Source organism: Pantoea hericii (genome assembly GCF_014155795.1).
Taxonomy (GTDB): domain Bacteria; phylum Pseudomonadota; class Gammaproteobacteria; order Enterobacterales; family Enterobacteriaceae; genus Pantoea; species Pantoea eucalypti.
Genome location: NZ_SCKV01000002.1, coordinates 391815 through 414362 on the forward strand (window position 1 = coordinate 391815; position 22548 = coordinate 414362).

The 22548-nt window shown below is 55.9% G+C and carries 23 protein-coding genes; 10 read left to right on the forward strand and 13 right to left on the reverse strand.

Annotation, left to right across the window (positions count from 1 at the left end):
• Positions 1 to 50 precede the first annotated feature (50 nt).
• Positions 51 to 1268, reverse strand: coding sequence for a sugar metabolism global transcriptional regulator Mlc (gene mlc / locus H7K52_RS05480; RefSeq protein WP_003853668.1), 1218 nt, complete (start codon positions 1266 to 1268; stop codon positions 51 to 53).
• A 130-nt stretch (positions 1269 to 1398) separates the two neighbouring features.
• A complete protein-coding gene (locus H7K52_RS05485) occupies positions 1399 to 2292 on the reverse strand; it encodes a LysR family transcriptional regulator (protein WP_182629800.1) in 894 nt (297 codons plus the stop codon).
• Between the two features lie 95 nt (positions 2293 to 2387).
• Between H7K52_RS05485 and H7K52_RS05490 the strand changes: the two genes are divergently transcribed.
• The 3 genes from H7K52_RS05490 (at position 2388) to H7K52_RS05500 (ending at position 5527) form a co-directional block, all read left to right on the forward strand.
• Positions 2388 to 3638, forward strand: coding sequence for an MFS transporter (locus H7K52_RS05490; protein WP_182629801.1), 1251 nt, complete (start codon positions 2388 to 2390; stop codon positions 3636 to 3638).
• Positions 3639 to 3795: 157 nt separating this feature from the next.
• Entirely contained in the window at positions 3796 to 4056 is a 261-nt protein-coding gene (locus H7K52_RS05495; RefSeq protein WP_182629802.1) for a hypothetical protein, read from the forward strand.
• Between the two features lie 286 nt (positions 4057 to 4342).
• Positions 4343 to 5527 (forward strand): sugar transporter, encoded by a 1185-nt coding sequence (locus H7K52_RS05500; protein WP_003853676.1) that lies wholly within the window; start codon positions 4343 to 4345, stop codon positions 5525 to 5527.
• 77 nt (positions 5528 to 5604) lie between these two features.
• On the opposite strand, the gene bhsA (H7K52_RS05505) is transcribed toward H7K52_RS05500, so the two are convergent.
• The gene (bhsA, locus tag H7K52_RS05505) at positions 5605 to 5862 is read right to left on the reverse strand and encodes a multiple stress resistance protein BhsA (protein WP_003853679.1); all 258 of its coding nucleotides are present in this window, start codon (positions 5860 to 5862) and stop codon (positions 5605 to 5607) included.
• A gap of 37 nt (positions 5863 to 5899) precedes the next feature.
• Positions 5900 to 6157, reverse strand: coding sequence for a multiple stress resistance protein BhsA (bhsA, locus tag H7K52_RS05510; protein ID WP_003853680.1), 258 nt, complete (start codon positions 6155 to 6157; stop codon positions 5900 to 5902).
• A 308-nt stretch (positions 6158 to 6465) separates the two neighbouring features.
• On the opposite strand from bhsA (H7K52_RS05510), the gene H7K52_RS05515 reads away from it, so the two are divergent.
• Positions 6466 to 7116: a TetR/AcrR family transcriptional regulator gene (locus H7K52_RS05515; RefSeq protein ID WP_182629803.1), complete on the forward strand. Its 651-nt coding sequence runs from the start codon at positions 6466 to 6468 to the stop codon at positions 7114 to 7116.
• Between the two features lie 34 nt (positions 7117 to 7150).
• On the opposite strand, the gene rhaM is transcribed toward H7K52_RS05515, so the two are convergent.
• Genes rhaM through rhaB form a run of 4 tightly spaced genes read right to left on the reverse strand, consistent with a single transcriptional unit; the run spans position 7151 to position 11029 of the window.
• A complete protein-coding gene (rhaM, locus tag H7K52_RS05520) occupies positions 7151 to 7465 on the reverse strand; it encodes an L-rhamnose mutarotase (RefSeq protein WP_003853684.1) in 315 nt (104 codons plus the stop codon).
• Positions 7455 to 8297 (reverse strand): rhamnulose-1-phosphate aldolase, encoded by an 843-nt coding sequence (gene rhaD / locus H7K52_RS05525; protein ID WP_008925223.1) that lies wholly within the window; start codon positions 8295 to 8297, stop codon positions 7455 to 7457. Before rhaD ends, rhaM begins: the two co-directional genes overlap by 11 nt.
• A gap of 10 nt (positions 8298 to 8307) precedes the next feature.
• On the reverse strand, positions 8308 to 9564 hold the full coding sequence (locus H7K52_RS05530; RefSeq protein ID WP_003853686.1) for an L-rhamnose isomerase: 1257 nt from the start codon (positions 9562 to 9564) through the stop codon (positions 8308 to 8310).
• Positions 9557 to 11029 (reverse strand): rhamnulokinase, encoded by a 1473-nt coding sequence (gene rhaB, locus H7K52_RS05535; RefSeq protein ID WP_182629804.1) that lies wholly within the window; start codon positions 11027 to 11029, stop codon positions 9557 to 9559. The genes H7K52_RS05530 and rhaB overlap by 8 nt, the downstream gene beginning before the upstream one ends.
• A 291-nt stretch (positions 11030 to 11320) precedes the next feature.
• Here rhaB and rhaS point away from each other — a divergent pair, with 291 nt between their 5' ends.
• Together rhaS and rhaR are read left to right on the forward strand one after the other, a co-directional pair.
• Positions 11321 to 12142 (forward strand): HTH-type transcriptional activator RhaS, encoded by an 822-nt coding sequence (gene rhaS / locus H7K52_RS05540; RefSeq protein ID WP_003853688.1) that lies wholly within the window; start codon positions 11321 to 11323, stop codon positions 12140 to 12142.
• Between the two features lie 11 nt (positions 12143 to 12153).
• Positions 12154 to 13020, forward strand: a complete 867-nt coding sequence (rhaR, locus tag H7K52_RS05545; protein ID WP_008925224.1) for an HTH-type transcriptional activator RhaR — start codon at positions 12154 to 12156, stop codon at positions 13018 to 13020.
• Positions 13021 to 13329: 309 nt separating this feature from the next.
• Here the strand turns inward: rhaR and rhaT are convergent, their stop codons facing one another.
• Entirely contained in the window at positions 13330 to 14364 is a 1035-nt protein-coding gene (rhaT, locus tag H7K52_RS05550; RefSeq protein WP_182629805.1) for an L-rhamnose/proton symporter RhaT, read from the reverse strand.
• Positions 14365 to 14723: 359 nt separating this feature from the next.
• On the opposite strand from rhaT, the gene H7K52_RS05555 reads away from it, so the two are divergent.
• Both H7K52_RS05555 and H7K52_RS05560 read left to right on the forward strand, forming a co-directional pair.
• On the forward strand, positions 14724 to 15047 hold the full coding sequence (locus H7K52_RS05555; RefSeq protein WP_003853693.1) for a hypothetical protein: 324 nt from the start codon (positions 14724 to 14726) through the stop codon (positions 15045 to 15047).
• A gap of 43 nt (positions 15048 to 15090) precedes the next feature.
• Entirely contained in the window at positions 15091 to 15189 is a 99-nt protein-coding gene (locus tag H7K52_RS05560) for a YoaK family small membrane protein (RefSeq protein ID WP_008925225.1), read from the forward strand.
• Positions 15190 to 15192: 3 nt separating this feature from the next.
• On the opposite strand, the gene H7K52_RS05565 is transcribed toward H7K52_RS05560, so the two are convergent.
• A complete protein-coding gene (locus H7K52_RS05565) occupies positions 15193 to 15459 on the reverse strand; it encodes a DksA/TraR family C4-type zinc finger protein (protein ID WP_003853696.1) in 267 nt (88 codons plus the stop codon).
• 194 nt (positions 15460 to 15653) lie between these two features.
• On the opposite strand from H7K52_RS05565, the gene aldA reads away from it, so the two are divergent.
• The gene (aldA, locus tag H7K52_RS05570) at positions 15654 to 17090 is read left to right on the forward strand and encodes an aldehyde dehydrogenase (RefSeq protein WP_182629806.1); all 1437 of its coding nucleotides are present in this window, start codon (positions 15654 to 15656) and stop codon (positions 17088 to 17090) included.
• A gap of 76 nt (positions 17091 to 17166) precedes the next feature.
• On the opposite strand, the gene H7K52_RS05575 is transcribed toward aldA, so the two are convergent.
• Both H7K52_RS05575 and H7K52_RS05580 read right to left on the reverse strand, forming a co-directional pair.
• The gene (locus tag H7K52_RS05575; protein WP_003853701.1) at positions 17167 to 18435 is read right to left on the reverse strand and encodes an MFS transporter; all 1269 of its coding nucleotides are present in this window, start codon (positions 18433 to 18435) and stop codon (positions 17167 to 17169) included.
• Positions 18432 to 19853 (reverse strand): M20 family metallopeptidase, encoded by a 1422-nt coding sequence (locus H7K52_RS05580; protein ID WP_182629807.1) that lies wholly within the window; start codon positions 19851 to 19853, stop codon positions 18432 to 18434. The genes H7K52_RS05575 and H7K52_RS05580 overlap by 4 nt, the downstream gene beginning before the upstream one ends.
• A gap of 140 nt (positions 19854 to 19993) precedes the next feature.
• On the opposite strand from H7K52_RS05580, the gene H7K52_RS05585 reads away from it, so the two are divergent.
• The gene (locus tag H7K52_RS05585; protein WP_182629808.1) at positions 19994 to 20908 is read left to right on the forward strand and encodes a LysR family transcriptional regulator; all 915 of its coding nucleotides are present in this window, start codon (positions 19994 to 19996) and stop codon (positions 20906 to 20908) included.
• A gap of 43 nt (positions 20909 to 20951) precedes the next feature.
• Here the strand turns inward: H7K52_RS05585 and H7K52_RS05590 are convergent, their stop codons facing one another.
• Complete coding sequence (locus H7K52_RS05590) at positions 20952 to 22547, reverse strand: ABC transporter substrate-binding protein (RefSeq protein WP_182629809.1); 1596 nt, start codon at positions 22545 to 22547, stop codon at positions 20952 to 20954.
• Between the last annotated feature and the right edge of the window lies 1 nt (position 22548).

Sequence of the window (22548 nt, forward strand, 5' to 3'; positions counted from 1 at the left end):
TAAGGAATGAAGGAGGGGAACAGATTGCGTTAGCGCAAGTTCAGGTCTGCTTAACCTTGCAACAACTTCACTAACAGATGTCCGTTATAGAGGGCGTCTTTGATTAGCGCGGCACCGCCCAGTGTCCCTGGCTCGCTAAATTCAGTGGGTGCCAGCTCAATACTCGCGCTGTAAGCGGGCAGTGACTGCTGCAGAATCGTATTGCTGACCGCCGGAAACAGCACATCAGCGGCGGCATTGAGCGGAGAACCTATAAGAATATGTTGTGGATTGAAGATGTTGACCATCATCGCCAGGATCCGGCCAACGTGGTGCCCGACGCTGGCAATGGTGTCGCGCGCCAGACGGTCGCCCGATTGCGCGGCCGCGCACAGTGACTGAAGCGTCAACGGCTGGTTGTTGAGCAGGCTGTCAGGCTGGGCTGGCAGACGCTGCGCTGCCAGCGCGAGCAGACTGCCGGTACTGGCTACTGTCTCCAGACAGCCATGATTACCGCAGTAGCACTGCTGACCATAAGGGTCTATCTGGGTATGGCCGATTTCGACCAGTGCCCTGCCACTTTTGTGCAGCAGCTGACCGCCACTGATCACGCCAGCACCGACGGTTTCATCAATCACAATCTGAATAACGTCCTGCGCACCGCGTGAGGCGCCAAACAGCGATTCCGCCAGCGTCCAGGCTGAAATGTCGTGCTGCACAAACACCGCTAAGCCGGTTCGCGCTGCCAGCGCATCGCCCAGCGGCATATCGCGTACCGCATAACCTGGCAAACGATGCACCACGCCGGAGGCGGCGTTAATCAGTCCTGGCAGGGTGATAGCGATAGCCGTCAGGCGTTCCAGCTTCTTTTGATGACGAATGAAAAAAGCATCGACCTGTTCTATTAGCGCGGAGAGTAATGGCTGAGCAGATTCATCAGGCAGCGGCAGGCTGTCTTCTGCCAGCGCCCGGCTGCTGAGATCGCGCAGCGTGAAGGTCATTGCGCCGCGATGCAACCGAATCGCCAGATAGTGCCAGGCATCGGTGTCCAGTATCAGGCCAATCGCCGGACGGCCACGACTGCCGGGGTCCTGGTACTCGGTCTCCTGCACCAGATGCGCATCCAGCATTTCACGCACAATTTTGGTGATGCTGGCCGGCGCGAGCTGGGCACGGCGGGAAAGTTCGATACGCGAAATGGGACCGTAGCGATCAATTAATCGATATACGACACCTGCATTGGTCTGCTTAATCTGGTCAATGTGGCCAGGTTGACTGTCCGGATTCACAACCCTGCTCCCGGTTATTTTCGCGCTTCTAAATAAACATGCGCCATGGTGAGGCAGATCAGGCAACAGCGTCAAATATTTGATTAGAAATGTGATTTATCGCACAAATTGATGTGGTGACAGGCAGGGTTCAGCGCTGCTTCTCCTGCAGCAACGCCATCATGTGCTGCATCTGGGCATTTAATTCACGTCCTGCAGACCAGACCAGCCACAGCTCTGAAATGGCATCCTCTTCCGTTAACGGCAGCCAGACCAGATCGGCCAGCCGCGCCCGCCGGAATGAGGCGGGCAGAATGGATACGCCCAGACCGGTTGCGACCAGCCCCAGGATGGTCATCGCTTCACCCACTTCCTGCGTGATATAGGGCTTGATGTGATAGCGGTGCAGCAGCGCCAGAATATCGCTGTAAAGCGCGGTGCCGCCCTGAGGATCGAAGAAGACAAAGGGTTCAGCCGCCAGCGCAGTCACCGAAATTTTTTCGGTGCCCGCCAGCGGATGTGCCTTATGCACCACGGCATAGAGCGGCTCACTCAGCAGCAACTGATGCCGCAAATCGGCCGGCAGCGGCGTATTGCGCATCACACCAAGATCAAGCAGTCCTTCGTGCAACGGGACCAGTTGCTGACGGGTGTTGATCTCCTGCATCTTTATATGCACCTGTGGCCAGCGCTGACGAAACCGGAACAGTGCATCTGAGACCACCGCGGTAAACGGCGCCGAAGAGGTAAAACCAATTCTTAACTCTCCCTCTTCGCCACGATGCAGCCGGGCTGCGCGGTCAGACGCCTGCTCAACCTGTAAAAGAATCGCACGGGCATCACTCAGGAATTGCTCTCCAGCTGCGGTAAGTTGCACGCTGCGGTTGGTGCGATTAAATAGCCTGGCACCCGTTTCCGTTTCGAGCTGCATTATCTGCTGGCTGAGCGGCGGCTGAGAGATATTCAGACGCAGGGCTGCCCGCCCGAAATGTAACTCTTCGGCGACCGCAATAAAGTAGCGCAGGTGACGCAGCTCGATATTCATATTTTAAACGTCTTATTTGAGATTATTAATATATTAGACATCATAATTTCACTTTCCTATGCTGACCACTGGTTTTCTGACTGAAAGGATGATGTGTGAGTCGCTCAATACAGGCTGCCGTGGATGAGAGTGCGGTGTCTGCACCGCCAGAATCTGCGGCAGCTTCAGGATACATTCGCCGCGGAACGCCCGCATTTATGCGCGTGACGCTGGCACTCTTCTCGGCCGGACTGGCCACCTTTGCCCTGCTCTATTGTGTGCAGCCCATTCTGCCAGTCATGTCACAGCAGTTTGGGGTTTCTCCGGCGACCAGCAGCCTGTCGCTCTCCATCTCTACCGGTCTGATGGCGCTGGGCCTCCTCGTCACCGGCCCACTCTCTGATGCCATCGGGCGTAAATCGGTGATGGTGACCGCCCTGATGCTCGCCGCCATCTGTACGCTGATCTCGGCCACGATGACCAGCTGGCACGGCATTCTGATCATGCGTGGGCTGATGGGCCTGTCGCTTAGCGGCGTTGCGGCGGTGGGCATGACCTATCTCAGTGAAGAGATAGATGCACGGGTCGTTGCCTTTTCCATGGGGTTGTATATCAGCGGTAATTCCATAGGCGGAATGAGCGGGCGTCTGCTGAGTGGTGTCCTGACCGACCTCTTCTCATGGCGGATCGCCGTGGCGGTAATCGGCTGTTTTTCACTGGCCTCCGCGCTGATGTTCTGGAAGATCCTGCCCGCATCGCGTCATTTCAGACCCATCACGCTGCGCCCGCGTAATCTGTTAATTAACTTCCGGCTGCACTGGCGCGATCCAGGCCTGCCGTGGTTGTTTGCCGAAGGCTTCCTGCTGATGGGCGCCTTCGTCACCCTGTTCAACTACATTGGCTATCGTTTACTGGACGCGCCCTGGCATCTCAGTCAGGCCGTGGTCGGGTTGTTATCCGTGGTCTACCTGACTGGCTCATGGAGTTCGCCTAAAGCGGGTGCGCTGACCAGCCGCATTGGGCGCGGGCCGGTAATGCTGGGCGCGACAGCCATCATGTTACTGGGCCTGCTGGTAACGGCCTTTAACTCCCTCTGGCTGATCCTGCCTGGGATGATGCTGTTCACTGCCGGTTTTTTTGCTGCTCATGCCGTTGCCAGCGGCTGGATCGGTCCCCGGGCGCGTCGGGCGCGGGGACAGGCTTCCTCGCTTTATCTTTTCAGCTATTACGTGGGTTCCAGCGTGGCGGGTACGCTGGGCGGTCTGTTCTGGCATAACTTCGGCTGGGGCGGTATTACGCTATTTATCAGCGTCCTGCTGATACTGGCGTTAGCGGTTGCCTGGCACCTGCACAGTAGAAAACTCTGACAGCCTGCACGTTTGCCAGGCCCCGCCGGGTCTGGCAAACCGCCTCCAGAACGTTTGATTCAGATCCACAACAAACAAAGTGTGCGTTTCCCGCTATAATCATTTTATTGTCATAATTTATCTGTTTTGCCTTTCAGCACGGCAACAAGGAACGCCTGTGGCTCTCTACTATTACGTTAATAAACAATCAGGATATAACGATAATCATGTCGTCCACGCTGCGGGTTGCCCTCATCTTCCCGACATGGATAACAGACTGTTTCTGGGCAGTTTTTACCACGTGAACGCCGCTATTCTTCAGGCGAAAAAATATTATGTGGGTGCAATAGGTTGTGAAAATTGCTGTCCGCTCAATCATACGACGCCTCCGGCAGCTCAGCTCAGTGTGGCCCTGAAGCACACGCCAACGTCGCGTTAAGCGCTGGGCTTTTAACGGTGATGGTGTTCTCTCCGGCGTGCTGCTCCGTCACATTTTGCTTATAGATTATGCTGCTGCACAGGATCTCCTTGCGTTGTCGCGGGTAATAACCTCTGGCTATCGCCCGGTGCCAGGGCGATAAAAAAAATTCAGTATTAAAAGCGCGTTATCAGGTTTCTCTTCCCGGTTTATTGACTACAATAGCGGTTAATTTTGTGACGCAGGTCACTTTCACTGGGTGTGTCTGCCACATCCACATTCGCTATTCTGACTGGCTTGACTCCTCATGCAATCAACAACTGTTTCACGTAAGACTGCCTGGCTACGCGTGGTATTGCTGGCTATTGCTGCGTTTGTCTTCAATACCACCGAATTTGTCCCGGTTGGCCTGCTGTCCGACATTGCCGCTGACTTTTCAATGCCGACGGCTGATGTCGGGATCATGCTGACTATCTATGCCTGGGTCGTCGCGCTGCTATCACTGCCGCTGATGCTGCTAACCCGTAATATCGAGCGACGCCTGCTGCTGGGCGTGCTATTCCTGATATTCATCGTCAGCCATATACTTTCAACCGTCGCCTGGGATTTCCGCTCGCTGATGGTGTCACGTGTGGGTATCGCCCTGTCTCACGCGGTGTTCTGGTCGATTACAGCCTCACTGGCGATTCGCGTTGCACCCGCCGGCAAGAAAACACAGGCTCTGAGTATGCTGGCGACCGGTACTGCGCTGGCAATGGTCCTGGGCGTGCCGATTGGGCGTGTGGTCGGTCAGTATCTTGGCTGGCGTACCACCTTCGGCGCGATTGGCCTCTCGGCGCTGGTGCTGATGATTATGCTGGTGCGGATCCTGCCGCGCCTGCCGAGTGAGCATACCGGCTCGCTGAGCAGTGTGCCGATGCTGTTTCGCCGTCCCGCGCTGGTCAGCATGTATCTGCTCGTGACGCTGGTGGTGACCGCGCATTACACCGCTTACAGCTATATCGAGCCGTTTATGCAGAATGTGGCGCATTCCAGCGGCAATTTTACGACCCTGCTGCTGCTGCTGTTTGGCTCAGCGGGCATTGTGGGCAGCGTGCTGTTCAGTACCCTCGGCAATAAATTCCCTTCCGGACTGCTTATTGCCGCCATCGCACTGATAACCCTTTGTATGGGGCTGCTGATTTTTGCTGCCGTCCGACCTGCCGCTATTTCAACACTGTGCGTTGTCTGGGGCATGGCAATGATGATGATTGGACTGGGTATGCAGGTGCGGGTGCTGTCACTGGCACCCGATGCCACGGATGTGGCAATGTCGCTCATGTCAGGGATTTATAATATCGGGATTGGCGCAGGTGCGCTGCTGGGGAATCAGGTCAGTCTGCATCTGAGCATGGCGGAAGTCGGGAACGTCGGCGGGATGATCGGGCTGGTGGCGTTACTCTGGTGTATTTACATCTTCCGTCGTTATCCCCAGTTGCGGAGCAACGGATAAGGCTGTGACTTAAGAATAAAAAAGGCTTCAGATAAGTGGGTTTATCTGAAGCCTGTTTATGAATATTTATCGTGCTTTTACTTATAAAGAATGGCTGTGCCATGCAGGTTGTTGTTGCCAGAGGTCGAAGTGATGCGGAAAGACTTTGCCCCGACATCGCTGGCCTTTTCTGACAGTTGCTGCTCCAGCGAGGTCAGATTAGTACTGCCCGTCGCGCTGATGACACCGATTTTTTGCGCATCAGGCGGTGTACTGCTGACCTGCTGAGCCGCGACACTGGCAAATGAGATGCTGCTTAGCAAAGCCGCTGTCACCATCAAGCTAATACGTTTCATAACAAATCCCCTCTCACTGATTCTGTCGACACCCGATTTACTGATAAATCACTGCCGTGCCGTGCAGTTTGTTCTGGCCGCTGGTTGAGGTGATACGGAACGATTTCGCACCCGCTTCATCCGCTTTAGCACTCAACTGTGATTCAAGGGAGGTCAGGTTAGTGCCGCCCTGTACAGAGATGGTGCCGACTGGCTGCTGATTAGACGGTTCGCTGGTGACGAGGTCAGCGGCATATGCGCCAAAAGTCAGAGTGGTAAGTGCCAGTGCTGCCAGGGTGGTTTTAATGGTTTTCATCATCTTCTCTCTATTCGGTAGTTGAATTTGGTTGGTCTGAATTAGGTTGCCGCTATTTAATTAACGACCGTTAAACAAATGATAGACCCCGCCGGGGCTCGCCGTCAATATTTATTTAATGAGCGTTATTTTAATCGCGAAGTGGCGTGATTATGGGCTTCAGCCCCTTTTCTGACTTAACCATAGGGGCGATAACACTGCGCTGGCGCACAAAATGGCAACCCTGGCCGAGGGCATGCATAGCGGACCTTGCACATTTTTATAATGATCGGTAATTTAATAGGATGTTTTACTGTCAGTGAGGATGTATGAGCCTGCTTCAGGATTGTGATGTAAAGAAATGCCGTGGCCGACCTAAAGTGTTTGATCGTGACGCTGCGCTTGATAAAGCACTCACCCTGTTCTGGACACACGGTTATGAGGGAACGTCCCTGTCCGATCTTGTCGCCGCAACCGGTGCAAAAGCACCGACCCTTTACGCAGAGTTTGTGAATAAAGAAGGGTTGTTCCGTGCGGCGATGGATCGCTATATAGAGAAGTTCAGTGCCTGGCGAGAAGCGGTGTTAGGCGACGATACGTTACCCGTAGATCGCGCAATTGAAGCCTATTTCCGTGCCACCGCCGCCTGCTTTACTGAGCGTGACTCTCCCGGCGGCTGCTTCTTTATCTGCACCTCAACCGCCCTGTCGGCGGCGTCGAAGGAGATTGCCACTATGCTGCAACAGCAGCATCAGTCGCAGGAGCATGTATTAAGCGATTTTCTGCTGGCGCGTCAGCAGCGTAACGAACTGAGCGCGTCAGTCAATGTTCCGGCGCTGTCCCGTTATCTGGGTTGTATGCTGCAGGGCATGTCGGTGCGGGCGCGTGAAGGCGCTGAGCGCGACGATCTTGATAGTATTATTGATACGTTGATGGCGATGTGGCCAACGCTGACCGGCCTGTGTCAGACTAAACGGTAGATCATCAGGGCGGCGATGCCGCCCTTTCCCTCCACTACTCCAGAAAGAACACCGGTTTCAACGGCTGACTGATTGGGCTGTTATCGGCATTCGACGGCATTAAATCTTTCATTGATGCCCACCAGCGCTGGCACACCTCCGTCTTTGCCACCGCATGCCAGCGCTCCTCAGATTCAATCTCAACGCTGGCGAAGAGCAGATGCCGTTCGGCGTCCAGCCAGATAGCATAGTTGTGTGCGCCATGCGCTTTCAGCGTCTCAGCCAGTTCCGGCCAGATCGGGGAGTGGCGGCGCTCATACTCTGCATGAGCGTCGGCATTCACCTGCATCACAAAAGCTTTACGCAGCATTAGCAGGCCCCACATCCAGCGCGGGTTGCCACGGCTTCACCCCGAAGCGCTCACCCAATGCGACCAGCTGTTCTGTGGTAATGCTCTGGCGAATCCCGCCCATAGACAGCACTTTGACGATCACTTCGGACGATTTCTCCGCTGTGTCTATCAGACCAAAAGTCTCATCGAGCGTCGGGCCTGTACCAAAGACGCCGTGGAACGGCCACATTACCAACGTGTGCGACTGCATCTGCCCGGCCGTCGCCGCGCCGATTTCATCGGTGCCGGGCACCATCCATGGCAGCACACCCACGCCATCCGGGAAGACCACCAGACATTCAGTGCTGCCTTCCCATAACAGGCGGGTAAAGCGGGCAGAATCCATCTCCACCACATAGCTCAACGCCATAAAGTTGGTGGCGTGACAGTGCATGATCACCCGATCTGCGCCCTTGCTGACCGCTTTACGCACCGCGTGAGACTGGAAGTGTGACGCCAGCTCGGAGGTCGGCAATCCGCCATTCGACAGGCCCCAGTGAATGGTATAGGAGAGCCCTTTGTCATCGACCTGCAGCAGCGCCAGGCAATCCGCCGGATCAAGCTGAACGTTGCGCATGAATTTTCCAGACCCGGTCACCAGAAACCAGTCGTTTGCCAGCGAAGGTGCCGGTTGAGTCAGCTCAATGCAGCGAGGTGCTTTACAGAAGTCGTGGACGAAGGGTTTGACCTCCTCCTCCAGCAGACGCAGGCTGACGTTGCCGCCGTTGCGTTCGTCCCAGCCCTTCAGCCACATATCACTGGTCGCTTTGACCATTCCCTTAACAAACCCGGAAGAAAGAATGTTTTGCATCATGAAATCCTTAACGTTGGCTCAAGATCTGTTGTTCATAGTGACGGACATCACCTAACCAGCTGGCATCAGCCGGGACATCATGGCGCAGGCACCACGCTTCCCATACTGCCTGCCACGGCAGCGATTTTTGCTCTTCCAGCAGGGTCAACCGTGCGGTGTAATCACCGCTGTTTTCGGCCTGCCGCAAACGGTCGGTGGGCTCCAGCAAGGCACGCAGCAGCGCTTTTTTCGTGTTGCGTGTGCCGATAACCCAGGCGGCAATGCGGTTGATAGAGGCGTCAAAGAAATCGAGCCCGATATGGACTTTATCGAACAACTGGTGACGAACGATCTCATTCGCGATCGCCTGAGTTTCATCGTCCAGCAGCACCACATGGTCGCTGTCCCAGCGCACCGGACGGCTGACATGCAGCAGCAGACGCGGCACATAGAGCATCGCGGCAGAAATTTTGTCGGAGATCACTTCGGTGGGATGGAAATGGCCTGCATCCAGGCACAACGCCGTCTGGCGGCTGGCAGCGTAGCCGAGACAAAACTCACTGGAACCTACCGTATAGCTCTCTGCGCCAATGCCAAACAATTTGCTCTCTACCGCATCGATATGGTGCTGCGGGTTGAGTTTTTCTGAGATGACCTCATCCAGTGCGCTCATCAGACGCTGACGCGGAGCCAGTCGATCCACGGTGATATCTTTCATGCCGTCTGGCACCCAGATATTCATCACTGATGGCGAGCCCAGTTGCTCACCAAAATAGGCGGAAATACGGCGACTCGCTTTGCAGTGATCGATCCAGAACTGACGCACGGTTTTATCACTGTGCGACAGCGTAAAACCGTCTGCGCTCATCGGATGCGAGAAGCAGCTGGGATTAAAATCCAGCCCTAAATTGTGCTCTTTCGCCCAGTCAACCCAATGGGCAAAATGGGCAGGTTCAATCGCATCGCGCGTCACGGGTTTGTCGCTTTCCAGATAGATGGCGTGCAGATTCAGGCGTTTTGCACCGGGAATCAGGGACATCGCTTTGTCGATATCTCTGCGGAGTTCATCGGCGTTACGTGCTCGCCCTGGATAGTTACCCGTCGCCTGAATACCGCCGGTCAATGGGCCCTGTGGGTTTTCAAATCCCCGGACATCATCCCCCTGCCAGCAGTGCATTGAAACCGGGATGCGGTCCAGCTGACGAATAGCCTGTTCAACATCAACCCCCATGTCGGCGTAGCGGTGTTTAGCCAGTTCAAAAGCCTGTTCAATCTGCTTAGTCATAAATGGGTTCCTTAGCGGGTTGAGTCAGCGTCGCGAAGCGTGCCTGACTGGCACTCAAGACGCTGTGAGTTTGCGGTTCGAATTTTTCGAGAGGAAAGTTGTTAATAACGCTGCAGCGAAAATCCGCCACATCCGTCAGCTCGCCCAGCGCAATCAGCTGGCACCCAATATTGCCCAGCGTGGAGGCCTCAACCGGACCCGCCAGCACCGGAATCTGGCAGGCATCGGCGCAAAGCTGGTTCAGAAAACGATTCTGACTGCCACCACCCACTACGTGCAGCTGGCTGAAAGATTTGCCACGTAGTTGTGCAAGTTCGTGAATCACGTCGCGATAGAGGAGTGCCAGGCTGTCAAAAATGCAGCGCGCCAGCGCAGCGGCAAATTGCGGCACCGGCATGTCCTGCTCTGCACAGGCATTCTGAATTTCGCTTACCATGCTGTCGGGATTAATAAAGCGGGCATCGTTGGGATTGATCAGTGAGACACAGGCGGGCTGGCGGGCTGTTTCTTCAATCAGCGCGTTAAGATCGTCAATCTGCAGTTCGGCACAGATGCGCTGCAACAGCCACAAGCCCATAATGTTTTTAAGTACGCGATAACCCTCTGCGCCGCCCTCATTGGTGATATTGGCGCGCAGCGCGGCGTCGCTGGCATAGGGCTGCAGACTTTCAAAGCCCATCAGCGACCAGGTCCCGGAGCTCAGATAGGCGGCGTCATCCTGCATCAGCGGCGTTGCCAGCACTGCGCTGGCCGTGTCGTGCGTGGCGACCGCGATGACCGGAACCGGTATGCCTGCGCGGTTAATCCAGTGGCCGACGGTATTGCCCGGTGCCTGCGGCTGTCCGAACCACTGCGCATCCACCCCCGCCCAGGCGAGCAAATCACGATCCCACTCGCCGCTGTGAATATTGAGCATCTGCGTGGTAGTGGCGTTGGTGTATTCCCAGTTAAGGTTGCCGGTCAGACGAAAATGCAGGTAATCGGGAATCATCAGTGCATGTACTACGCGGGCCTGCCAGTCGGGCTGTTGCAGATGCAGGGCGCGCATCTGATAGAGCGTGTTAAATGGCAGAAACTGAATGCCGGTGCGGGCATAGATCACACTGCGGCCCAGTTCCTGATGCGCCTGCTCCATCACACCGTGAGTGCGCGCATCGCGGTAGCTGACCGCCTCACCCACCGGCTCGCCCTGTGCGTCCAGCAGCACCATATCAACGCCCCAGGTGTCGATGCCGATACTGTCCGGCACAATGCCTTCTTCATCTAACTGAGCCAGCCCGGCGCGGATCTCCTGCTCCAGCAGCATCAGATCCCAGCAGTCATAACCGGCACGATGTTGACGCGTATTGTTAAAGCGCCGGACCTCACGCAGCATCAGCTTGCGCTGCGCTGCCTCCCAGCTGGCGAGCATAACCCGTCCACTGGAGGCGCCGAGATCGATAGCAACAAAACTTCTCCTGGTCATAGCGGCGGTTTCCTGTGATTGCGTCGTCACAGCGTAAAAATCTTAGGGGTTTTACACCTTCCCCGGAGTGCCAGCGGCGGACAGGCCCTGGCAGACTGGCAAAGAACTTCGTGAGAGAGATCACAGAGGCGGCAGTGAGGAGGATGTGACCCCTGCCGCAAAATGATTAACTGCTGAGGATATCTTGAAAAATCAGCGTGATTCCTGCTGAGTCAGGATGAAAATTCAAGGTAAGGTGTTGGCGGGCTGATTAGACTGCGTTACGGTTTTGTAAAGTAGCGAGAGAAGATCATGACCATTTTACACAGTGCGGATTTCTTCCCCGAAGGTGATTACGCCATAGCAATAGAACCCCGACACCCGCAGGCAGCCTTTCCGGAACATCATCATGACTTCCATGAGATTGTGCTGGTTGAACAAGGCGCCGGCATTCATGTATTCAATGGTCAGCCACAAACGCTTTGCGCGGGGTGCGTCTGCTTTGTTCGGGATCACGATCGTCATCTCTATGAGCAGACAGATAATCTTTGCCTGACCAACGTGCTCTATCGCAGTCCCGGCGCGTTTCGCTTTCTCTCCGGGCTACAGGCCTTACTGCCCCGCGATCAGGATGGGCAATATCGCTCTCACTGGCGCATCAATCACAAAGTGATGACGCAGGCGCTGTGTGTGGCATCGCAAATGCAGCCCGATGAGAGCTGGTCGCTGGAGAAGCAGGCACGACAGGAGCAGCTTTTTTTACAGCTGCTGGTGCTGTTGCGAGAAGCATGCATTGACGGACAGAGTCAGGATCTGGAGGCACGGTTGCATCGCCTGCTTGACTGGCTGGGTGATCACTACAGTGACGAGATTGTCTGGGATGAGCTGGCCGATCGCTTCTCACTGTCGCTGCGTACGCTGCATCGGCAAATGAAGCAGCAGACCGGCAGCACGCCGCAGCGCTATCTTAACCGTCTGCGGCTATTACAGGCCCGTCATCTGCTGCGTCACAGTGATATGCGCATTACTGATATTGCCTTCCAGTGTGGATTTGGTGACAGCAACCATTTCTCAACGCTGTTCAGGCGCGAATTTGGCTGCGCACCGCGAACGGAGCGTCAGCAAATGCTGTAATGGAGGCGAACATGGCGTTGATACTCAGTCGGGATGACTATTTTCCCGCCACTACTTTGCCGGTGGCGGTGGCTGAAAGGATGCCACAACCCTCTTTCCCGCCGCACCGACACACGTTCAGCGAAATCGTGATTGTCTGGCGCGGCAACGGCCTGCATATCCTCAACGATCGTCCCTGGCTGATAACCTGCGGCGACGTTTTTTACATCCGCGACAGTGATTGCCACAGCTACGACAGCGTCAATGATTTGGTGCTGGATAACATCCTCTATTGCCGCGATCGCTTTGGTCTTGCCCTTGACTGGAACCAGTTGCTGCCGCAACAGGGCGCGGATGAACCGGGCGGCTGGCGGCTGACCACGCGAGGGATGGCGCTGGCACGGGGCGTGATCAGCCAGCTGGAACGAGAAAGCCGCAAAAGCGATCCGCTGTCCGTGCAGCTCTCAGAGGCGCTGTTTTTACAGCTGGCGCTGATTCTGCGTCGCCACGGCTACGCCGCTGACCGTCCATGGGCGTTACCGGAGGGTGAACAGCTGGATCTGCTGATGTCGGCTTTACAGGGTGCGATTGCCCGCCCCTTCGATCTGGCGGCGTTTTGCCAGCAGAATCGACTCAGCGAACGGGCGCTGAGGCAGCTTTTCCGTCAGCAGACCGGCATGACCATCGGTCATTACCTGCGTCAGCTTCAGCTCTGTCAGGCAAAATATCTGCTGCGCACCCAGGATTGTCTGATTAGTGAGGTCGCCGCCCGCTGCGGTTTTGATGACAGTAACTATTTTTCTGTCGTCTTCACCCGTGATACCGGGTTAGCGCCCAGCGCCTGGCGCCAGCGATTTATCGCGCCCCGGCAGGCACTGAAGAGTGCCGAGTCTGACTAAAAAGGGCCTGCATAGCAGGCCCTTTCAGGTTACAGACAAAAGCAGCCCTGCATTGTTGTGAAACAGTGTTTTTACAGGGAAAAGGATCAGACTGGAAAGACGCTAGAGCCGTGATCCGTGACATGCCCGGTCCGCGCGATTACGCACCTCATGGATGAGGTGCGCCCGTGGCCGGGCCAACGCGTTGCGTTGTTCAAAAAAGCTCCCGGCGTTTTTGTCCAGGGCGGCGGGACGCTTTCCTCTTCTGACCCCGTCTCCTGCACGTTCTGCTAATAGGTTGCTGTAACTTAACTCCGACGGAGTGAGCAATCAGGCCGCCATGCCCAGACCGACTATATTGGCGGCAATGATAATCACCACACAGCCGAGCGACAATACGCTCACCGGGCGACGTCCCGCTGACTTCCACTCTTTCAGCAGCAGCCCAACCAGCCCCCCACATAAGACATAAAGACTCATGTGCAGCATCCAGCTGACATAGTCATACTGTGCCGGGATTCGCGCATGTCCCCAGGCGTAGAAGAAGAACTGCAGATACCACATGGTGCCGCCAAGCATGGCAAACGCGGTATTCGCAATCAGCAGTGACTTCCCGACGGAAAAGTCTTTACGCACTGACAGCTCCGGCCGGGTGGCCAGCCGCCAGAAACAGAAGCCCAGATTGATCAACGCCCCGCCGCCCATGATGACCACGTAACTGGGTAAGGCCACATAAAGCGGATCGATGCCGAGATTAGCGGCAGCCTGATGCATCGGTTTCGCCGCATCCATCGCAAACGACATGCCTGCCGAGAAAATGCCGCACATCACCGCCAGCACCAGTCCCTTTTTGAGATTGAATTCCTCCGCGTTGATCCCCAGCGCGCGCTCCTTTAACAACCCGGCGCGTGTCACAATCCCCACACCAATCAGCGCCACCATGACACCCAGTAGCGTTAACCGGCCACCCGACGAGGCGAACAGCTCACCAAAGCGCCCTTGCAACAGCGGCGTCATCAACGTACCAACCACCAGGGTGATGCCAATCGCGATACCAATACCCATCGACATCCCGAGATAGCGCATGGTCAGACCATAGTTGATATTGCCTATTCCCCACATCGCGCCAAACAGAAATACCGGCGTGAGTTGCGACAGCGTAAAACTGCTGTAATAGGCCATAACGTTCGGCAGCAAAATGGCACTCACCGTCCAGGGCAGGATTAGCCACGACATCAGGCCGCCAATTGACCACATGGTTTCCCATGACCATCTTTTCACCTGTTTAAACGGCGCATAGAAACACGCCGCGCTGGCTGCGCCGACAAAATGCCAGAAGATACCCGCAATAATGGCACTGTTCATTGTTATTCCCCGGTTTGGTTGAGGCCTGTCGGAAACCTGTCTGCTTCCGCTCAGCAGGCAGTCTACGTTTTGCAGGAATTCCTCAGCCTTTGGATAAATGCCGGAAACCGCAGCAGCGTGGCAATTTCTGACCGTTATTCCTGTCAGGGATCACAATTTCACAGTTGTTATAAAACTGGACCAGCGCAAAGGTAACTTACTTATTATTCACTGTTTTTTACTGTTCTGCTGTGTAGCGCAGCACAATTCTGTTATGGCTGCCATAAAGGCTGATGGAGTGGCAAGTCTGCAAAGAAGCCTTTTATAAACCCAGCCAGGATTGTATAAACTGGGGAAAATTGATCGGATCAGGGATTGGGATGACATCAAAATGGTTAACACTGTTTCTTTCACAGTCAGTCAGCCGGGTGATGCTGGATGACATCAGGGCAATATTACCCGCAGATGCGATAAAGGTGTTTGTGAATGGCCTGGATGAAACGCACTATGCCACCATCGAGTGTCTGCAGTCAGAACAGCATTGCGCTCTCATCGCCTCAGCGATTGTAGTCTGGCGTCAGCTCGGCCATGTGCATCATATTGTCTATAAAAAAGGGGAAGTGTTGCGCGAAGAGAGTGATGCAACGCAGTTTCAGCTCTTTACCCTGCTGAAAACCCATCGCGCCGTTCTCCAGATCTCATGATAAGATCGTGGCCCCTGAAAACGCTGTTTGCAGCAGGTTGAATATGAGAATTGGAATTTTGTTTCCGATCGCCATTATTGTGGCGGGTGTAGGGTTTCTGGCATGGTTTATTGGCAGCGGCCTGGCGATGCCAGGCTCCTGAGGGTTAGCGCAGCTGACTATCCTTACTGCCCCGACGATTATACAGGCTGGTGCTCTGCTGCTGTTTGTCGATTTTTTCCTGACACGCCACGCAATAGTGCACGCCTTTAAGTGCCTGACGACGTGCTTCAGGAATCGGCTCGCCGCAGAGCTCGCATTCTGTGGCGCTTTCGCCCTGCCCGATTGACTGCCTTACCCGCTCAATACCGTCGTTCACGGTGCTATCAATCTGTTCCTGTACTGCGCCTTCTGCAGCCCATCCGCTTGCCATTATTTAACCCCTTTCACGACTTCACTTCTTTAAATCTACAACAGATTGACGTTTTTGCCTCAGAACTCACCGATACCTGTGATTGGCTGCCAGCCGATTACTGCACCTGGCACTCAGCTAAAGGTCACGCTTAACGATCTGTTTCACTCTGCGATTACATCACTGCAACATATCGATAGCGGAGAGCAAAGCGAATGACAACACATCATCAACATTACATTAATGGCGAGTTCGTCGCCCATCACGGTGACGCATGGATTGAGGTGATCAACCCGGCCACTGAGGCGCTGCTGTCACGTATTCCCGAAGGCACTCGTCAGGATGCCAGCCGTGCCATCAACGCCGCAGAAGCCGCTCAGCCAGCGTGGGAGGCTCTGCCCGCAGTGGAGCGTGGCACCTGGCTGCACAAAATCGCGAGCGCCATCCGCGACCGGGAACCTGAACTGACGGCAACGATTGTGGCTGAGGGTGGAAAAACCCAGGGACTGGCGAAGACCGAAGTGCTGTTCACCGCCGACTACCTTGATTACATGGCGGAGTGGGCGCGACGTTACGAAGGAGAGATCATCAACAGCGACCGACCCAATGAAAACATCTTTTTGTTCAAAAAAGCGATTGGCGTTACCACCGGGATTTTACCGTGGAACTTCCCCTTCTTCCTGATTGCCCGCAAAGCGGCGCCTGCCCTGATTACTGGCAACACCATCGTGATTAAACCCAGTGAGCTGACGCCAGACAATGCGGCCATTTTTGCCGACATTATTCACACGCTGGGTCTGCCAGCGGGCGTGATTAACATTGTCTACGGTCTGGGTCCGGAAGTGGGACAGGAGCTGGCGGCAAACCCCAAAGTCGGGCTGGTGAGCCTGACCGGTAGCGTCGGCGCAGGTATCGCTACCATGGAAGCCGCTGCTAAAAATGTCACCAAAGTGTCGCTGGAACTGGGCGGCAAAGCCCCGGCTATCGTGATGGATGACGCCGATCTCGATCTGGCGGTTCAGGCAATTGTCAGTTCGCGGATGATCAACAGCGGTCAGGTCTGTAACTGCGCAGAGCGTGTCTATGTGCAGGAAGGCATCTACGCGCGCTTTATCAGCGCGCTGACCACGGCGTTTCAACAGGTTACGTTTGGCGATCCCGCCGAACGCAGTGATATCGACATGGGGCCACTGATTACGGGCGAGGCAAGGGATCGGGTTGAGCAGAAAGTAGCAGACGCCGTCGCCGCCGGCGCCAGAGTGGTGCTGGGCGGCAAGCGAGCCGGCGATAAGGGCTTCTTCTTTGAACCGACGCTGCTTACCGATGTGCGTCAGGAGATGGCGATTATGCAGGAGGAAATTTTTGGCCCGGTGCTGCCGGTGATGAAGTTCAAAACGCTGGATGAGGCGATCGCTTTGGCTAACGACTGCGAGTATGGGCTGACGTCTTCGATTTATACCCGGAATATCAATACCACCATGACCGCGTTGCGAAAGCTGAAATTCGGCGAGACCTATGTTAATCGTGAGAACTTTGAGGCGATGCAGGGCTTTCATGCCGGATGGCGCAGGTCGGGTATCGGCGGTGCCGATGGGAAACATGGCCTGGAGGAGTATCTGCAGACCCATGTTGCTTACCTGCAGTTCAGTTAAACGAAGGCTCGATCTTAACGCCTCCCATTCCTGACGTTGTCAGCCACAAAATGGGCCAGCTAACCGGCCCATTTTGCTATGCCACCCGCTTACTGCAGCGCAGCAGCGCGATGCCACTTAGCACTGCCACCGCCATCAGGTAGTAGCCTGGTGCCAGACTGCTGCCGGTAGCGGCAATCAGCATGCTGCAAATCAGCGGCGCAAACCCGCCAAATACTGTCACCGCCACGTTGTAACTGATCGCCATACCGCTGGCGCGGGTGGTCGCCGGAAAGAGATCGGCCATCACCGACGGCACCGTCGAGAAATAGACTGACTTGAGCAGCGCCATCCAGGCCACCAGCAGGATTAACGTAGTGGGCGTGGTGTGATCGACCATCCATTTAAACGCAGGATAGATGGTAGCCATTAATAGCAGCAGCGATCCCCACATCAGCGGCAACCGGCCAATCCGCTCTGCCCACAATCCCATGATGGGCGTCACGACCGTCAGGATAATGCCCGCAATCAGTGTGGCGGTGAAGGCGACCGATCCCGGCAGATGCAGCGTTTTGGTGGCGTAAGTCGGTATGTAGTTGAGCATGTAGTTTACTGCAGTCGAAATCACCATCACGCCTATCGCCAGGGTGATTAGCGCTTTCTGCCGCCCGAACAGCGTCTTCAGCGGCGCGGATTCCTTCTCCTGTGAGGCAAAGCTGGCAGGTTCCTGCACATGGCGGCGAATGTAGATACCCAGCGGGCCAATCAGCAGGCCGAAGGCAAACGGAATGCGCCAGCCCCACGCCTGAATATCACTTTCGCTTAGCCAGTGCGTCAGCCCCAGCCCGAATGCGGATGCCATCAGCGTGCTCGCCCCCTGAGTGGCGAACTGCCAGCTGGCAATAAAGGCTTTACGTTCGGGAAAGTGCTCCACCAGAAAGGCAGTGGAACTGCCAAACTCGCCCCCGGCAGAGAAACCCTGAATCAGACGCGCCAGAATGATCAATAGCGGTGCGGCCAGACCGATAGTGGCGTAGCCCGGCATAAACGTAATGATCGCACCGCCCAGCATCATCAGGTTAATCGACAACAGCAGCGCCTTTTTGCGCCCATGGCGGTCGGCATAGTTGCCCAGCACAATGGCACCCAGCGGACGGATCAGAAAGGAGATACCGAAGCTGCCAAAGGTCAGCAACAGCGACACTGACGGATCGCTGACCGGAAAGAAAACGTGCGCGATGTAGCTGGCGAAAAAGCCATAGACCGCGATGTCGAACCACTCCAGCGCGTTACCAATGCAGGTGGCGAACAGTGTTTTGTGCAGGCTCGGTTTCACCTGCGAGGTCGTCTGCGCGATGCTGCTCATTGTTCACCTCTCCGCCACTGATGGTGGCGCGTCATCAACTGTTCGCCCTCTTCGCCCAGTTGCCAGAAGAGTCTCGTCATAATCGCCAGGCCTTCACGTGCAATGGAATTGAGCATGTGTTCGTTAACGCCATGCTGGCCGCAGGCGGGATAGGAGTGCGGCACCCACAACGTTGGCAGACCCAGGATATCGGCGAAGACTTCATTGGGCAGTGAACCGCCAAGATTGGGTAACAGCGCCGGTTTTTTACCGCTGCTACGCGCCAGCGTGTCCAGTGCCCAGGCCACCAGCGGATCCTGAGGATCGAGCCGCGTCGCCGGTGAGCCGCGCAGAAACTCCACGCTGACGTTATCGAAGCCGTGCTGACGCAGGTGACTTTCGACATGCTGCACCAGATTTTCCCAGTCAGTGCCGACCACAAATCGCAGCTGACACACCGCCGTGGCGCTGCCCGGAATCGCGTTCATGGGGCGCGCCGGATTGCCGGTTTCAAAGGCCAGCACTTCCAGCGTGTTCCAGCCATAAAGGCGCTCTGCAGGCGTCAGACCTGGCTCACCCCAGCCTTCTGCCAGCGCCGGATCGCCCGGCATACCGCCGACGTCAATATCACTCAGGATCGCCCGCACGGCCCTGGTCAACGAGTCAGGTTTAAGCGCAGCGACCTGCAATACGCCCTGCGCACTCACCAGGCAGGCGATCGCATTGGCCAGTTGCGTACCGGGATTACTGAGCAGTCCGCCCCAGTTGCCGGAGTGATAGGCGTTGTCACGCGCCCGAATGGTCAGCCGAAAGTTCGCCGCACCACGCGAACCCAAAAACAGCGTTGGCCGCACTGCGTTGAGCCGTGGGCCATCAGAGGCGATAAAGAGATCGGCTTTTAACAGCGCCTGCTGCTGCTGGCAGATCGCCGCCAGTCCCGGCGAACTGATCTCTTCGCCCATTTCAAACAGGATTTTGCAGTTAAAGCTCAGCTTTCCACCGCGCGTCTGCCACACCTGTTCCAGCGCCGCGAGGTTGATGCAGTGCTGACCTTTGTTGTCCGCGCTGCCACGTCCATACAGGCGATCGCCTTCAGCAGTGAGTTGCCACGGCGATAAGCCTTCGCGCCAGTTTTCATCGTCGCCGAATACGACATCACCGTGTCCATAGCAAAGCAGCGTCGGTTTCAGCGGATCTTCAATGCGGGTGGCAATCAGAAACGGCGGGCTGCCTGGCTGGGGATTTTCAAATGGATGTAACGTAAATCCCATCTTCGTCAGTTGCGGGCCAATTTCCTGCTGCAGATAGTGGTCCAGCTCCGCCCCTCTGCTGGCCTGCTGGCTTTCGGTCACACAGGCGACACGCCGTGCCAGCAGTTGCTGAAACTCACCACTGTCGAAATAGTGCATCGCCTGATCAACGGCCTGTTGCTCTGTCATGTTTGCCCTGCCTGTTTTTTTTATCGTGCTTTATCTTTGACAAACTTCTCTCTTTGCCACAATTATCAATTTATCGAGTGAGCGTTGCTTTTAAAGCAATGCCTGACTGCCCTTTTATGATGCGTTTTGACGGAGTGGAGATGATAAGCAGCGAGATCCGCTATTTCCTGGCGGTTGTTGAGAGCGGCTCGTTGAGCGCCGCCAGTGAGCAACTCTTTGTCGCGGTGTCGGCGATCAGTCGTCAGATTCAGCGACTGGAGGCACAGGTTGGGGTGCCGCTGTTTGAGCGTCATGCGCGCGGCATGGTGCTGAATGAGGCGGGTGAGATTTTTGCGCATCACGTGCGTAAGAGTCAGCTTGATATGGCGTATGCGCTGGCGGAGATTAAGGGATTGAAAGCGATACGCCGCAGTTTGATCCGCATCGCCTGCACGGATGGTATGGCGTTTAGTCTGCTGCCTGGCCTGCTGGCGGCGTTTCGCCTGACAAACCCGGGCGCACTGTTTGCGATTAATGTGACGCACTCGCAGGGCGTGGCGGCCTGTGTCCGGGCGGGTGAATGCGATGTGGCGCTGCAGTTTAGTCTGCAGCCGGAGCGCAGCGTTGAGGTACTGGGCTCGTGGCCCGCACCGGTGTTGCTGGCGATGCATGAGTCACATCCGCTGGCGTCACGCGAGGTGAAGCTGGGCGATCTGCCTCGCTGGCCGCTGGCGCTGCCGGGCCATCACACCACCGTCCGGCAGCTGTTTGATCTTTCCTGTCAGATGAATGACTGCGTGGTGGAGCCGGTGCTGACCTGCGACTATTTCGCTACGCTTTATCACTTTTTGCTGCATACGCCGCAGGCGGTAACCATCTGTAGCGCCTTTACGCTGTTGTTTGAGCGCGATGCGCAAAATCTGGTGTTGCGGTCGATGGGGGTGGATCAGTTGAGTCAGCGCACATTGCAACTTCAGACGGTGTCGGGCCGTCAGCGCAATGCGGCTTTGACGCTATTTCTGGCGTTTTTGCAGCAGCGGCTGACGGAGATGGATCAGCAGGTGAGGATGGGATAAGAGGCCCACGGATGTGTGGGCCATTGACGTTAACTGCCACGAGTTACTGCTTAATATCCACCTGATAGAAGATATGCTTGCCAAACGGATCGACCTGATAGCCGCTGACCGATTTGCGCACCGGCTCGAAGATGGTGGAGTGCGCAATCATCACGGCAGGCATCTGGTCATGCATTATCTGCTGCGCCTGCAGATAGAGCGCGGTGCGTTTGCCCTGATCCGGCTCGGCGCGGGCTTCGGTGATTAACTTCTCGAACGGCTGGTAGCACCATTTTGAGGAGTTAGAACCGCCCTGCGCAGAGGTACAACTGTACAGCGGGCCGAAGAAGTTATCCGGATCGCCGGTCGCTGTCGTCCAGCCCATCAGCGCCGCCTGATGCTCGCCACTGCGGACGCGCTTCAGGTATTCGCCCCACTCATAGCTGACGATATTGGCTTTGATGCCGACTTTGGCCCAGTCAGACTGAATCATCTCCGCCATGCGGCGCGCATTCGGGTTGTAAGGCCGCTGAACCGGCATCGCCCAGAGCGCAATTTCGGTACCCGGTTTGACGCCAGCCTGTTGCAGCAACGCTTTGGCCTTCTCCGGATCGTAGTCGTAATCCTTCAGATCTTTGTCCGCGCTCCAGACGCCCGGCGGCAGGATATTCTTCGCGACCGTGCCGGTGCCTTTGAATATCGCCTCAATGATCGCCGGTTTGTTGATCGCCATCGCCAGCGCCTGGCGCACTTTGACGTTGTCGGTTGGCGCTTTAGTGGTATTAAACGCCAGGAAGCCGGTGTTCAGACCCGCCTTCTGTTCCAGAATGATGTCCGGATTGGCGCGCATTTTGTCCAGATCGGCGGGGTTCGGGAATGGCATTACCTGACACTCGTTCTTCTCCAGCTTGGCATAACGCACGGAGGCGTCAGGCGTAATGCTGAATACCAGCCGATCGAGCTTCGCCTTGCCCTGCCAGTAGTCCGGAAACGCTTTATAGAGGATGCGGGAATCTTTCTGATACTGCACCAGTTCAAAGGGGCCGGTGCCAATCGGGTTCATATCGACATTCTCCGGCGTCCCTGCTTTCAGCATCGCGTCTGCATATTCCGCCGAGTGGATTGAGGCGAAGTACCAGGCGAGATCGGCAAGGAATGGCGCTTCCGGATGAGCAAGCGTGAAGCGCACGGTATGGTCATCAACCCGGTCAATACCTTTAATCAGCGTGGAGAGTTCAAGACTTTCGAAGTTGGAATAGGTGCCGCCAGAAACATTGTGGTAGGGATTTTTCGGGTCCATCTGACGCATAAACGAGAAGATCACATCATCGGCGTTGAAGTCGCGGCTGGGTTTGAACTGTTTATTGCTCTGGAACTTCACATTTTTGCGAAGATGGAAGGTGTATACGGTGCCATCCGGGCTGATCTCCCAACTTTCCGCCAGGCTCGGGACCAGATTGGTGGTGCCGGGCGTGAAATCCACCAGCCGGTTAAAGACCGGTACGGCACTGGCGTCAACACTGGTTCCGGAGGTATAGAGCTGAGGGTTAAAATTCTCTGGCGATCCCTCAGAACAGTAGACCAGCGTTTTGGCGTTTACGCTGCCAGCCAGCGCTATCCCAGCAGTAACAAGCGCTAAGGTGGCTATCTTGATTTTCATT